Below are 13446 nucleotides of genomic sequence, written 5' to 3' on the forward strand. Positions count from 1 at the left end.
GTCCTCACATGTGCGGCGGAGGCGCGAGGGTGAAGTCCTCGGGCGCTTCCGGCGCGGTCGTGCGCCAGCCGCGCCGGACGGCCGCCCCGGCGAGGCGCGGGCAGCCGAAGTAGCCGAAGGCGGCGGGGGCGTTGGGGAGGAGGCCGGAGACGAGGACCCGGGCCACCCGCAGGGACGTCTCGGCCACGTCCTCCGTGGTCAGGTCGAACGTCATGAGGCGGTGGCCGCCCGCGCGCAGGGCGGCGTCCAGCCGTTCCCGGCCGCCGGGCTCGACGGCGTCGACGGAGACGGTCCCGAGGGCGGGGTCGGTGAACCGCCGCGCCTCGCGCGCCATCCGCCCGTCCAGCCACACCTGTACGTGCGCGCCCAGGTCCCGCACGTGCTCGAACCGTTCGCCGCACGCGTCCAGGTACCGGCCGTCGGCGCGGTGGTCCAGGTAGAGCCCGCGGGCCAGCAGGCCGGCCTCGACGGCCTGGAAGACCCAGCCGTCGGGGTCGGTCAGGCCCTGGGTGAAGACCCAGGTGTGGACGGCTTCGAGGACCGCCTTGCGGGCGGCCTCGGCCGGGTCGTACTTGCAGGCGAACCCGGCCGCGTACAGGCCGAGGCGCGGGTCGTGGACGAGGGCGGCCATGCACGGGGCGAACTCCGAGGGCATCTCGACGAGGTGGACGTCGAGCGCGGATCCGGCCAGGTCGTCCATGAGGCCGGGCACACTGGCCGGGTCGATGCCGCGGGCCGGTCCGTCGAGGTGCCACCACAGTTCCAGGGCGTCGCGCTCGACGGTCTCCAGGAGGCCGCGCTCGACGGCGTCGTCGAAGCCCTGCCCGGTGGCGATGCCCGCGTAGTTGAGGTGGTGGGTGCGGGGCAGTGCGCGCAGGTCGCCCTGGCGCCAGTTGAGGTGGGTGAGGGCGACGGGCGCCCAGACCTCCGCCGTGCGTCCGTCGGGCAGCGCTTCGGTGCCGCGCGTCCACAGGGACGGGGTGTCGGCGGTGAGGGGGCGGTACGGGAACCCCTCCCGGGCGTACTGCCACGGCGCGTAGGCGGGCAGGTCGCCGGGGCCGTAGAGCCGCAGGCCCTTCTCCGTGAGTTCGGCGGCGGTGGCGCGCAGGGGCGCGTCGGGGTGGCCGGGCGGGGGGACGCGGTTGCCGCAGTACCGTTCCACGCCCTCGGCTATCGCGGCGGTGCGGGCCTGTCCGGGGTCGCCGAAGGTGGTGCCGAGGGAGACCCGGTCGGCCGGCCACAGGCCGAGTCTGCGGGCGTCGGACACCTCGGCGGTGAGCGCGGTGTAGCGGGGCGGGGTGCCCGGGGGGTGTTCGACGGGCTTGACCTTGCGGACGATGCCGCAGAGGGGGTCGACGAGTGTGTCCAGCGGGAGCGCCGTCATCGCGGTATCTCCTGGAAGGGGTCGGTGGGGGTGGTGGGGCGGGAGGCGAGGACGTGCAGGGTCAGCGTCACGCCCCCGGGGTCGACCTCCCGCCGGGAGGGGAGCAGTCGGCGGGCCGTGACCGGGTCGTCGCCGGTGTGGGGGTTGCGGGCGTGCGCGGGGAAGTGGTGACCGGCGATCTCCAGGCGCAGCCGCACCCCGGCGCGCAGCCGGCGCGCGATCCGGCCGAGGTCGATGGTGAACTCCTCGGCCCGGTCGGCCGGGTCGACCGGGTCGGTCCGTCGCTCGCGGCGCAGGACGCCGACGGCGAGCCGTTCGGCGGTCCCTTCCGGCGCGAGGGCGACGAGCCGGGCGGTCCAGTCGGCGGACGGGGTGTCGGCGGCGGCCCGCAGTCCCACCCGTACGGGCCCCACGGCGTCGAGCGGACGCGGCAGGGGCGAAGTGGCCAGCACGCAGCGGTCGGGCTCCCCGCCGACGGGCACCACGAGGTCGTCGGAGCGTACGGGGCGGTCGGGGTCGGCGGTGAAGACGGAGCCGCGCAGCAGCCGCAGGCGGTACGCGCGCGGTTCGCCGCCCGCCCGCCGCCGGCCGTACGCGCGCGGTTCGCCGCCCGTCCCCCGCCGGCCGTACGCACGTGATTCGCCGCCTCCCCGTCGCCGACCGCGCGCACGTGCTTCGTCGCCCGCTCCCCGCCGGCCGTACGTGCGCGGCTCGCCCTCCGTGGCCGCGGGGAGCCACAGGTCGCCCCCGCCCAGCGCCAGCGCGCCGCGGCGGCCGGGGGCGAGTGCGCCGGTCAGGGCGCGGTGGGCCCAGCGCGCGTACAGGTCGCCGAGGTTCACCCGGTGGGCGGGGCCTGCGTCGGGGCCGGGCAGGGAGGTCAGGCCGTGGCCCCAGGGGCCGAGGAGCAGACGGGCCGAGGGCCCGCCCCAGGCGCGCCACAGGGCGGCGGTGTCCTCGGCGAAGTGGTCGTGGTGCCCGCCGACCGCGAGCAGGGGGACGCAGGCGTCCGCGGCCCGCGCCGTGAGGCGGCCGCGCTCGTGGTGCCGCCACAGTCCCGCCCAGGAGGGCAGGCTCCGGCCCAGCCGGTCGGGGAGGGCGGTGAGCGGCAGGTGGGCGAGCAGTCCGGGGTCGGCCGCCAGGGCCGCGCCCAGCGCGCCCTCGTCGGAGTCGCGCCGGTCGCCGTGGGCGGCCCACCACCCGGCGCGGGACAGCAGCCGCTCCGCCCCCGACGGTTCGCGCGCCGTCTCGGCGGCGCCGAGCGCGGGCACGGCCGCGAGGACGGCGTCCGGCCGCGCCTCCCGGTCCGCTTCGAGGGCGAGGACGAGGGCGCAGTGGGCGCCGTAGGAGCTGCCGACGGCGACGTACCGTCCGTCGTTCCACGGCTGCCGCCGGATCCACCGCGCCGTCGCCGCCCCGTCGGCGGTCTCGTTCGCGTACGGGTGCCACTCCCCCGCCGAGGCGAACCGGCCCCGTACGTCCTGGACGACGGCGGCGAAGCCCCGGCGGGCCCAGCCGCGCGCCTCGGCGCGGTGCCGGGTGCGGTCGTAGGGGGTGCGGACGAGGACGGCGGGGAAGGGGCCGGGGCCGTCGGGGAGCCGCACGTCCGTGGCGAGGCCGTCGACGTGTGCCCGGAAGGACGTCATCCGTCCTCCTCCGGCCGGGGCGCGACGGCAGGAGCCGGTGCGGCGGCGAAAGCCGGTGCGGCGGCGGGCGTCGGCGCGACGGCCGGCACCGGGAGGACGGGGTGTTCGGTGACGGTCAGCGTGCGCAGGTCCACCTGCCGGAGCCGGCGCCGCGCCGGGACGCCCGTCGCGCCCGCCGCGTCCGGGGCCCCGGTGGCCCAGCGGGCGAGGTCGTCGGCGAGGAGGGCCGCGATCAGCGCGGCGGCGGTGACGGCGAGCCGGACCGGTTCGCCGGACGTGCGGGGTCCGTTCCAGTAGGCGGCCAGTTCGCGGTGGGCCGGGGTGGCGGCGAGCCGGCGGGCCCGTACGTGCGCCGCCGTGACGTCCCCGGGGGCGGCGGCGAGGGGTTCGACGTACGCCCGCAGGCCCTCGCGGTGGCAGCGGAGCCAGGCGGTCCCGTGTTCGGGAAGCCGGTCGGCGGCGTCCCACAGTCCGTCGGGCACGGGTCCGTCGAGGCACCACACGACGGCGGCGGGGTTCCCTTCGAGCAGTTCCTCCGTTCCCGGGGGCGCGGCGGGCGCGGCGGATGCCGTGCGAGGGGCGAGGGGCGTCGTCCGGGGAGCGGCGCCCAGGGCGGTCAGGTGGGCGGCCAGCGGGCCGGTCAGCGCCGGGTCGCCGAGGAGCCGGACGTCACGGCGGGCGGCGGGCCACCGCGGGGGCGGTGCGGCGTCGGCCAGGTAGCCGGCCTCCTCGAAGCCCCGGACCAGGCGCCGCAGTTCCCCGTCCGCCGGGGCCCCGGGAGCGCCCGAGAGCAGGGAGAGCAGGGCGCTCTCGTCCGCGTGCCGTGTCCTGACGGTGAGGAACTCTCCCTCGCCCGTGCGGACGGCGAGGCCCCGTCCGGGTACGGCGACGACTTCGACACCGGGTGCGAGCCGGTTGCGGGGCACGGCGATCTCCTGACTGCGGGGCTTGTCATGGGCGTGGGCCCGCCCGCGATGCGGCGGGCGGGCCCACGGTCGAGGGTGGTGGGCCCTCGCTTACTCCTCGGTGTCCTCGAAGGGGTTCTCGACGAGCGCGTTGGAGTGGGAGGCCGAGTCGTGGGCCAGCTGACCCGGGTCGGCGATCGGGGCGAAGATCTGCTCGTTGTCCATGAACTCTCCTTGTTCGTAAGGGAGATGCGGCGTTCGGTCGAGCGCCGTGACCGACACTAATCGAAATGATTTTCATTTTCTACATCGGGCAGGGGGTGATCTGGGTAACACACGGGCCAGCCTCCCTCCGGGTCCCGGCCGACGCGGCCGGCCACCTTCAGCACGTCCGCGAGCAGCCCCGGCGTGACGACCTCCTTCGGCGCCCCGTCGGCCACCACGACCCCTTCGCGCAGGGCGACGACGCGCTCGGCGAACCGGGCGGCGTGGGCCAGGTCGTGCAGCACCATCACCACGGTGAGCCCGCGCTCCTCGCGCAGGCGGACCACCGTCCCGAGCACGTCGAGCTGGTGGTGCAGGTCCAGATAGGTGGTGGGTTCGTCGAGCAGCAGGACGCGGGTGTCCTGGGCGAGCGCCATCGCGAGCCGCACCCGCTGCCGCTCGCCCCCGGACAAGGCGTCGACGTCGCGGTCGGCCCACCCCTCCACGCCGACGTCGCGCAGCGCCCGCCGCACGACGGGGTCGTCCCCCTCCCGCAGCATGCCCAGCGGGCCGCGGGCCGCGTACCGCCCCTGGCGCACCAGGTGGCGGACCGTCATCCCCGGCACGGCGGGCGCGGACTGGTGCAGCAGCGCCACCCGCGTCGCCGTGGCGCGCCGGGACAGCCCGGCCAGGTCCTCCCCGCCGAGCAGCACGCGGCCCCGGTCCGGCCGGAGCAGCCCCGCGGCCAGCCGCAGCAGGGTCGACTTCCCGCAGCCGTTGAGCCCGATGAGGGCGGTCAGTTCGCCCGGTCGCACGGTCAGGTCGACGCCCCGCAGCACGGGCCGTGCGGGGTAGCCGAAGTGGACCCCCTCGACGTGTATTCCCATGGACCGGGTCCGGGTCAGGGTCATGCTCTGTCCTCCGTCGGCTTTCAGAACGTACGGCCCGGCGCGCGGCGCACCACGACCAGCAGCAGGGCGGCGCCGAGGCAGGCGGTGAGCGCGCCGACCGGCAGCGTGAGCCGGTCGGCGTCCAGGGTCAGGGCGAGCAGCCGCGAGGAGAGCTGCGCGACGGCGTCCGCCCCGCACACCACGACCGCGCCCGTCAGGGCGGCGCCGGGGAGACTCGTCCGCAGGTCGGCGCCGAAGACGGCCACGGCCAGGTGCGGTACGAGCAGTCCCACGAAGCCCAGCGCCCCGACGGCGGCCACCGCGCCGGCCGTCAGCGCCACCGCGCACACCAGGGCGAGGGTGCGGGCCCGGCGGGCGGAGAGGCCGGCGGCCAGGGCGATGTCGTCGCCGCAGCGCAGCAGGGTCAGGGGCCCGGCGAGCAGCCAGGCCGCGGCCCCCCAGGCCAGCGCCCAGGGCCACAGGAGGTGCCAGTGCTCCCACACCCGGCCCTCCGTGGTGCCCACCAGCCACTGCACGACGCTGCCGAGTTCGCCCGGCTCCACGAGCAGCACCATGGCGGTGAGTCCGCCCAGCACCGCCGACACCAGCACTCCGTGCACGGCGGTCCGGGCCGGGTCGCCGTCCCCGCGGCCGGCGAGCAGCCAGAGCAGCAGCGCTCCGGCGCACCCTCCCGCGCAGGCCGCGAGCACCACGGCCAGGGGCGAGTCCCATCCCGCGAGCCCCAGGGCCGTCGCGGTCACGGCGCCGAGGACCGCGCCCGGCGTCACACCGGTCACCTCGGGACCGGCGAGGGGGTTGCGCAGCGCGGACTGGAGGACGAGGCCGGCCACGGCGAGGCACGCGCCCGCGCCGAGGGCCACCAGCGTCCGGGGGAACCGCAGTTGGAGGAGGATGTGGCGTTCCGTCGCGTCGCCGCCGCCGCCCAGCACGTCCCAGACCGCGCCCGGGGACATGCCGCGCCCGGCCACCAGCTCCGCTCCCGCGCACACCGCGGCCAGGGCGGCGAGCACCGCGAAACGCCGGGTCGCCGCGCGTCCTCCGGTGCGGCGCGAGGCGCCCCGCCGGCCGCGACGGGGACCGGCGTCGACGGCTCGTCCAGCGGCGCTCGCACTCGTTCCCGCATTCGTACTCGTTGCCGCCTTCATATGCGCATTCGTCTTCACGCTCGTGCTCGCATTCGTGCTCGTGCCCGTGCTCGCATCCGTGCGAGGGCTTCCGTCGTCGGCGCGCGTCCGGTCGTCCGGCCGCGGCGGCCCGACCTCATCAGGGCGACGCCGGCCGGCACTCCCAGGAGGGCGGTCCAGGCACCGGCCGGTGTCTCCACGGGCGCGAGTGCGAGCCGGGCGGGGACGTCGGCGACCGCCACCACGACGGCGCCCCACGCGGCGGACCAGGGCAGCCAGCGCACCGCTCCCGAGCCGGGGGCGAACCACCGGGCCAGGTGCGGGGCGAGGAAGCCGACCCACGCGACGGGCCCGCACACGGCCGTGACCGGCGCGATCAGGACGACGGCGACGGCCAGGGCGGCCGGCCGCGCCCGCCGGGCGCGCACGCCCAGCGCCTCCGCGTCCTCGTCGCCGAGCCGCATCACCGAGAGCACCGGCGCGCACAGGACGAGGGCGGGCAGCGCGACGAGCAGCCACGGCCACAGGCCCGCGACGTCGTCCCAGGTCCGGGCGGAGAGGGAGCCCAGCAGGTAGCGGTAGATGAGCTGGAGGTCGAGCTGGTCGGCCATGACCATCAGGACGAGCAGCGCGGACTGGAGGGCCGCCGCGACGGCGGCACCCGTCAGCAGCACCGCGGACGGGCTGCGCCCGAGGCCCGCGGCGAGCAGGGTGAGGACGCCGCCGAGCGCGGCTCCGCAGAGGGCGAGCAGCGGTTGGACCACGGCGGGCAGGGACAGGGCCAGCACCAGCGGGGCGGCCACTCCCAGCGCCGCGCCGGACGAGACGCCCAGCATCTCCGGCACCGCCAGGGGGTTGCGGAGGGCCTCCTGGAGCACGAGCCCCGCCGCGCCCAGACAGGCTCCGGCGATCAGCGCCAACACCAGCCGGGGGACGCGGAGTTCGGTGACCACGATCCCGGCGAGCGTGGCGTCCCCGTCCAGCAGCGCGGCGGGGAGCCGGTGCGGCGGGACCCGGGGGGTGCCGAGGCAGAGGGCGCAGAGCGACGCCGCGGCCAGCGCCGCGACCACCAGGAGGGGCTGCCACAGCCGCGCGCGGGGGGCGGTCCGCGGTCGGGCGCCCGCCGTTCCCGCTTCGGCGCGGTCCGCCGTACGGTCCGGCGCGGCGGGCGCCGGGGAGGGCGTCCTCACCGCAGTGCGGCCGTGGCCTCGTCGAGGACGATGCCCAGCGAACGGGTGCCGCGCCCCTTGGCCCACACCTCCGGGTCCACCTCGTGGACGCGGCCGTTCCGGACCGCCGGGATCCTGCTCCAGAGGGGGTTCTTCGCCAGTTTCTCCGACAGCCTGCCGTTCGCGTCGCCGAAGCCCATCGTCTCGACGAACAGCACGTCGACGTCCTGGGCGAGGATCTCTTCGAGGCTGTAACTCCCCTCCACACCACGGGACTTCCACGGGTAGTCGGCGATCTCGGGGAACAGGCTGGCGGTCACGTCGCCCTCGGGAGTCGCGACGCCGAAGTTCTCGTCGCTTCCGTAGACGGTGAGGGCGGTCTTGTCGCTCGGGGTCTTCCGCGCCTCGGCGAGCCTGGTCCGGAAGGTCCTCTCGGCCTTCTCCCCCTCGGCGGTGCGGCCGGTGAGGGCGGCGGCGTCGCGCAGGTACCCGACGCTGTCCTCCCAGGTCTCGGGCTGCATCGGCCAGAACGTGGTGACGCCCTTCAGGGCGGGGGCGAGCTTGCCGTGGGTGTCCCCCAGGCCGATCACGAGGTCGGGCTCGTGGGAGAGGATCGCCTCCACCTCCGGAGCGATGAACCCGCCCGGGACGACGGCGACCTTTCCGGCCCTCTCCTTCCCCAGGAAACCGGGGTGGGCGAGCAGGGCGCTGTTGGTGGCCGTCGGGACGATGCCGAGTTCGGTCAGGATGTCGTCGCAGAGCGCGAACAGGCAGACGATGCGCTCCGGCTTCCTCTTCGGGGTGACCTCGACGCCGTTGACGTCGGTCAACCCGGCCGTCGCCCTGATGGGTTCGACGGTGACGGCGCCTCCGCCCTTCGCGGCCGGCCCGGTCTTCCCGTGGGACGGCCCGGCCTTGTCGCTCGTGGGCCCGCCGGCCGACGAGCCGCAGCCGACCAGGACGGAGCCCACCACTGCCGCGGTGAGCCAACTGCGGACGAATCTCGACGGTGCGTGCGGCATCGACGCCCTCGCTTCTTCTTCGGAAACCTGGAACGCACCGAACATACATGATAATCGTTTTCACTAAACAGACCACCGGAGGATCCCATGACCGCTGCCGCACTCCTCGTCTCCGACCACGTGGACGGGGCCGTGTACGCGCTGGCCGTGCCGGACGGCACGGTCACCGGGCGCCTCACCGGACGTCATCTGTCCGAGCACGCGGGGTTCCTGGCGCTGCCGGGGGGACGGGTGGCCTGCGTCGACGACCGCCGGGGAGAGCTCTTGGTGCTCGACCCCTTCGGCGAGGAGCTGGTGGAACGCGCGATCCCGGTGGCCGTCCCGGCGGAGCACCTCGCCTGCGACCCGTCCGGGCGCCGGCTGGCCGTCACCACCGGTCTGGGGAAGAACGGCGAACCGTGGTCGGACCTGCTGACGGTCGTCGACCTGGCCACCGGGGAGACCGCCCGGGTGCGCACGCGCGTCGGCGAACCGGGCGTGACGGTACTGGGCGGCGGCGACCCGCTCGTCGTCCTGCGGCACCGGGAACCCGGCGCGCTGGCCGTCCACCGGTTCGCGGACCTGCTGGCCGCGCCGCCCGGCTGCCCGGCGGTCACGCCGCACGCGCTGCTGCCCCTGCCGGACGACGGGCACGGCGACGCCCAGGACCCGGCGTCGGGACGGGTGTTCGCGGCGACGGGCGCGGGGGTGCACACGGCCCGGAGGAGGGGCGACGGGCTGGTGGCCGGGCCGGTGATCCCCTGGGAATCGCCCGCCCGGGGCTGGTACCTCCGTCTCGACGCCCGTCGGCGGGCCCTCTGGAGCACGCTGCGCGGCGGCGACCCGGACCCGCTGCGCTGGCCGGACTGGACGAACCTGGCATGGCGCCACGACCTGGGGACGGGCCGTACGGTCCGCACCGAACTCGGCCCCGGCCTGGTCTTCCGGCTGGCCCTCGCCCGCGACCGCACCGCCTTCACCCGCGTGCACCCCGACGGCGACGAACTGGTGCTCCTGGGCGACGACGGCGCCCTCCGCCGCGTCCCGCTCCCCGCCATGTCCGGTGCGCCGAGGCGCGGCGGCACGCCCTGGGAGGGCGTCCAGCGCCGCGCGGTGGCCGCCTCACCGGGCGCCGACTGGGTGGCCGTGACCCGGGGCGGCCACGGGGAGGTGCACCTCTTCGACGCGCGGACGGGCCGGGAGACGGCCCGCCCGCGGTTGGACACGCCGCTACACCACGGCGGTCACGCGGCGCTGTTCGGCCGGGACGACGGCTCCGACGGCGATCCCCTGGGCCGCTGACGGAAACTCCCCGGGCTCCCCGGGGAGCCGGCTCCCCCGCGTCGGGAACGGGCCACGAGGACGGCGAGCCCCGCCCGGACGGCGGCCCCGGTCCCGCGGAACGCCCGGGAGAAGCGAGTCCCGACGGCGCGCGGACCGAGGCGGGGCCGGGCGGGGAACGGCTACCGGTAAGCGGGTTCGGCCCGCGCCGTCCACTCCTCCACCTGCTCGCGGGTGGTACCGGGGTCGGCGACCAGCGCGCCCAGGTCGTCGCCCTCCACGACGGTGGTCGCCACGGCCGGACACCGGCGGCAGCCGTCCACACCGATCTGTGCCCACCACTTGCAGTGGGCCCGCAGATGGCACCGCGGCACGTTCCGGTCCTCGTCCGCCGGCGTGGCCGCCACCCGCTCCACCAGGGTGCAGTCGTTGCCCCTGCGGTGCAGGCAGTCGCTGACGCAGTGCGACGCGAAGCGCAGGACCCGGGTCGGCTCGACGTCCTTCGGGACGACCGGGAGGACGTCCCGGGCCGGCACGGGGTCGGCGAGGTACACGACCTCCCCGCCCCGCCCGGAACGGACGCCCAGCACCACCGCCTCCGGCGCGTCGGGTCTGCCGCTCGGGCACCAGGCCCCGCTCTTCCCGGAACGGTCCGCGGTGCTCATCTCCACCTCCTCGTCGGTCCGTCGCGTCCGCTACACGATCTGGCCGGCGCAGGCCGGGAGACAGGCGGCGGCGAGGCGCTCCTGCGCGACGGCCTCGGTGAGGTGCGCCCGCAGCTGCGGCGAGCTGATCCGCTGCGGCTCGGACGATGACGGCTGCGCGGCCGCCGTGCCCGATCCGCCGAGAAGGAGCGCGGCCGCGGCGGCGGCCGCCGCGGCACCGCCGGCGGCGGAACGACCCGGGTGCGTCATGACGAAACCTCCTGGATGTGCCCTCGTGGAAAGGGGGTGTACGAGGACGGTAGGACGCCCCCGCTCCCCCCGGCGGCAGTTCCGGCGGCTGTTCGGCGGCGGCTTCGGGGCGGCTTCCGGCACGGAAGGACCGCGGTACCGGGCTCCCCGGCCCCGGGGCCGGAGGACCGGCTCCTCCCCTCAGGGGCCTTCCGGGTCCGTCCGGAGCTCCGGGTCCCGCATGCCCGGCAGCGCGTAGCCCTCCGCCTCGTCCCAGGGGACGTCCAGGTCGTCCAGGTGGACGTGCCAGTCGGTGCCGGGGAGGGCGCGGCGCAGCTCGGTGAGGGAGTCGAGGACGTGGGCGATCACCGGAAGGCAGCGTCCGGGGTCGGAGGGCATCCTGGTGGAGCCCGCCAGGACCTCCCGGGGATCGTCGCCGACGGGCCAGAAGTACAGGGCCTCCTCGTCCCCGTAGGGGAAGGAGGCGTGGTGGGCGGCCGTGATCCGCTCGGTCGCGGCCGACTCCGCGCCGGTCAGGGGCTCGGTCCGGCGGACCCGGTAGTAGAGGGAGACGCTCATGGGCCGAGCGTACGGCGGGGGTCCGACAACGCACTTCGTCCGGTTCCGGCGCCGCTCGCTCACCGGCCGGGCCGGCACCCGGAGGACGGTCCTCCCCCGCGGCGGCGGACAATGGGTTCTCCGGAAGGCTCCGGCGGCCGGGCCGGAGCGGGATCGGGGTGCGGACGGCGGATCACGCCGGGCCCCGGGCGGACGGCCGGTACGGCGACCGTGCCGCGGCCGTCGCCCCGGCCCCGTACCCGATCCGCCGGACGGACCCTCAGGAGGGCGAGCGTGACCGAGACAAGCGACACCCGATCCGCCGACGGCGAGGCGCGGGAGGCGCCGCGGAGCCGGCTGCGACGCCTGATGCGGTACGTCCCCCTGATCGCGCCCGTCCTGCTGTGGGCCGTGCCGTGCTGGGTGCTCCTGCACACCGGTCAGCACTGGCCCTTCCCCGTCGCGGCGGTCGGCACCGCGCTGTTCGCCCTCGGCCTGGTCGGCATGCCGCTCGCGATGACGCGCGGTCACGGCCGGCGTCAGCGGGACCGGGCGGCGATCGTCGGCGACGTGCTGCTGGGCGGCGTCTGGGTCCTGTTCACCTGGTCCGTCCTGCTCGGCGTGCTGCTGCGGGCCGCCCTGGCCGTGGCCGGTGCCGGCGACGGCCAGGACCGGGCGCGCGTCGTCACCTGGGCCGTCCTCGGCACGACCGCCGCCCTGCTCGCCCGGGGGTACGCCGAGGCCCGGCGGGTGCCGCGCGTGCGCCGGCTCGACGTGGAACTCCCCCGCCTGGGAGCCGGTCTGGACGGCACCCGGGTCGTCCTGATCACCGACACCCACTACGGCCCGCTCGACCGGGCCCGCTGGTCGGCACGGGTCTGCGAGACGGTGAACGCCCTGGAGGCCGACCTGGTCTGCCACACCGGCGACATCGCGGACGGCACGGCCGACCGGCGCCGCGCCCAGGCCGCCCCGCTGGGCACGGTGCGGGCGACCCGGGCCCTGGTCTACGTGACCGGCAACCACGAGTACTACAGCGAGGCCCAGGGCTGGGTCGACCTGATGGGCGAGCTGGGCTGGGAGGCGCTGCGCAACCGCCACCTGCTGCTCGAACGCGGCGGCGACACCCTCGTGGTCGCGGGCGTCGACGACGTCACCGCCGAGTCCTCCGGCCTGGCGGGCCACCGCGCCCACCTCGACGGAGCCCTCCGGGGCGCCGACCCCGACCTGCCCGTCCTCCTCCTCGCCCACCAGCCCAAGTTCGTCGACCGGGCGGCGGCTGCGGGTGTCGACCTCCAGCTCTCCGGCCACACCCACGGCGGCCAGATCTGGCCCTTCCACCACCTGGTCCGCCTCGACCAGCCGGCCGTCGCCGGTCTCAGCCGCCACGGCGCGCGCACCCTGCTCTACACCAGCCGCGGCACCGGTTTCTAGGGCCCGCCCTTCCGCGTCTTCGCCCCCAGCGAGATCACCCTGCTCGTACTCCGCTCCCCTCGGCGGCCCGCCTCGTCCTAGGGGTGCCCGGCCCCGGCCGCCGGGCCCCGGGAGGAACCGGGCCGCGAGGAGTACGGAACGGGGCGGGAGGAGAGACGTCGGCGCCGTCCGCGTTTCAGCGCCGGGTGATGTCCACCCGGTCCCGGACCGTGATCCGGCCACGTCCGCGCGAGCGCGCGGGCCGTGAACCGGAGTGCGGCCGACGGCGGCTGACGCTCCGTACGCCCTTCGCGGTCGTGGCGGCGGCCCGGCCGGACGCGGCAGCCGGACCCCTCGCCCCGTGGGCCCCGGGGCTCGGGGCGCGACAGGCTTTCGGCGACCTCGCGCGCGGCGCGTTCCCCGGTCTCCGGGCCGGCCGCGAGGAAGCACGGGCGCCCGGGGCCACAGCGCTCCCCGGGCGCCCCGCAGGGTCTTCCGCCAGGCGTCCGGATCGGGGATCTCCCGGGCCGCGTCCGCCGTCTGCGTCGATCGCACGGCCGAACCCGTGCGGAGCGGGCTCCGGAGGGCCGCCGGGCACCGCGGTCCCGGCAGGCGGCGACGCGTGGAACGGCCCCGTCGGAGCGCGGCGTAGGCTGGTCGGGCAGCTGGTTCGCCCCCGTCCGCCGGGCGGGACGCGTCGTAAGAGGGAACCCGGTGGGAATCCGGGACTGCCCCGCAGCGGTGAGCGGGAACGACCGCCGTCATACGCACTGGCCCCGGGAAGGGGCTGGGAAGCGACGGCCACTAGGTGTCCGCCGGACCAGTCCGGAGGGCGTGCCCGCGAGTCCGAAGACCTGCCCGCTGCCCGCGCGCCCACACCCCGTGCGCGCGGAACAGCCCCGCCGCGACTCGCGAAGGAGAGTTGACGTGGCAGATCCCACCGTCACCGGTCCCGTTCCC

General features: G+C 76.7%; 12 protein-coding genes, 1 pseudogene and 1 riboswitch. Of the genes and pseudogenes, 2 read left to right on the plus strand and 11 right to left on the minus strand.

Annotated elements, in window-relative coordinates; all coding sequences use genetic code 11:
• Positions 1-4 precede the first annotated feature (4 nt).
• The 8 genes from ACIQKA_RS11115 to ACIQKA_RS11150 form a co-directional block, all read right to left on the minus strand.
• Positions 5-1384 (minus strand): YcaO-like family protein, encoded by a 1380-nt coding sequence (locus ACIQKA_RS11115; protein WP_383438043.1) that lies wholly within the window; start codon positions 1382-1384, stop codon positions 5-7.
• Positions 1381-3027: a CocE/NonD family hydrolase gene (locus tag ACIQKA_RS11120; protein ID WP_402540727.1), complete on the minus strand. Its 1647-nt coding sequence runs from the start codon at positions 3025-3027 to the stop codon at positions 1381-1383. Before ACIQKA_RS11120 ends, ACIQKA_RS11115 begins: the two co-directional genes overlap by 4 nt.
• Positions 3024-3953 carry a hypothetical protein gene (locus tag ACIQKA_RS11125; protein ID WP_402540728.1) on the minus strand — a complete coding sequence of 310 codons (930 nt, stop codon included), beginning with the start codon at positions 3951-3953 and terminating at the stop codon, positions 3024-3026. The genes ACIQKA_RS11120 and ACIQKA_RS11125 overlap by 4 nt, the downstream gene beginning before the upstream one ends.
• 90 nt (positions 3954-4043) lie before the next feature.
• The gene (amiA, locus tag ACIQKA_RS11130) at positions 4044-4157 is read right to left on the minus strand and encodes a streptamidine family RiPP (protein ID WP_243900507.1); all 114 of its coding nucleotides are present in this window, start codon (positions 4155-4157) and stop codon (positions 4044-4046) included.
• 56 nt (positions 4158-4213) lie between these two features.
• Positions 4214-5023 carry an ABC transporter ATP-binding protein gene (locus ACIQKA_RS11135; protein ID WP_390108301.1) on the minus strand — a complete coding sequence of 270 codons (810 nt, stop codon included), beginning with the start codon at positions 5021-5023 and terminating at the stop codon, positions 4214-4216.
• A 44-nt stretch (positions 5024-5067) separates the two neighbouring features.
• On the minus strand, positions 5068-6000 hold the full coding sequence (locus ACIQKA_RS11140; RefSeq protein WP_402540958.1) for a FecCD family ABC transporter permease: 933 nt from the start codon (positions 5998-6000) through the stop codon (positions 5068-5070).
• Between the two features lie 206 nt (positions 6001-6206).
• Complete coding sequence (locus tag ACIQKA_RS11145) at positions 6207-7229, minus strand: FecCD family ABC transporter permease (RefSeq protein ID WP_402540959.1); 1023 nt, start codon at positions 7227-7229, stop codon at positions 6207-6209.
• A gap of 128 nt (positions 7230-7357) precedes the next feature.
• On the minus strand, positions 7358-8362 hold the full coding sequence (locus ACIQKA_RS11150; RefSeq protein ID WP_383158821.1) for an ABC transporter substrate-binding protein: 1005 nt from the start codon (positions 8360-8362) through the stop codon (positions 7358-7360).
• Positions 8363-8449: 87 nt separating this feature from the next.
• Between ACIQKA_RS11150 and ACIQKA_RS11155 the strand changes: the two genes are divergently transcribed.
• Complete coding sequence (locus ACIQKA_RS11155; protein WP_383446181.1) at positions 8450-9643, plus strand: YncE family protein; 1194 nt, start codon at positions 8450-8452, stop codon at positions 9641-9643.
• A gap of 161 nt (positions 9644-9804) precedes the next feature.
• Here ACIQKA_RS11155 and ACIQKA_RS11160 read toward each other — a convergent pair whose 3' ends face one another.
• The 3 genes from ACIQKA_RS11160 to ACIQKA_RS11170 form a co-directional block, all read right to left on the minus strand.
• Positions 9805-10287: a hypothetical protein gene (locus tag ACIQKA_RS11160; protein WP_390108290.1), complete on the minus strand. Its 483-nt coding sequence runs from the start codon at positions 10285-10287 to the stop codon at positions 9805-9807.
• Positions 10288-10317: 30 nt separating this feature from the next.
• Positions 10318-10536: a hypothetical protein gene (locus ACIQKA_RS11165; protein ID WP_402540730.1), complete on the minus strand. Its 219-nt coding sequence runs from the start codon at positions 10534-10536 to the stop codon at positions 10318-10320.
• A 180-nt stretch (positions 10537-10716) separates the two neighbouring features.
• Complete coding sequence (locus ACIQKA_RS11170; RefSeq protein ID WP_383158831.1) at positions 10717-11094, minus strand: hypothetical protein; 378 nt, start codon at positions 11092-11094, stop codon at positions 10717-10719.
• Between the two features lie 273 nt (positions 11095-11367).
• Here ACIQKA_RS11170 and ACIQKA_RS11175 point away from each other — a divergent pair.
• Positions 11368-12588: pseudogene (locus tag ACIQKA_RS11175) on the plus strand (metallophosphoesterase).
• Positions 12589-13186: 598 nt separating this feature from the next.
• Positions 13187-13342, plus strand: a riboswitch (cobalamin riboswitch).
• The last annotated feature ends 104 nt before the right edge of the window (positions 13343-13446 follow it).

It is taken from the genome of Streptomyces sp. NPDC092045 (genome assembly GCF_044756005.1).
Classification (GTDB): domain Bacteria; phylum Actinomycetota; class Actinomycetes; order Streptomycetales; family Streptomycetaceae; genus Streptomyces.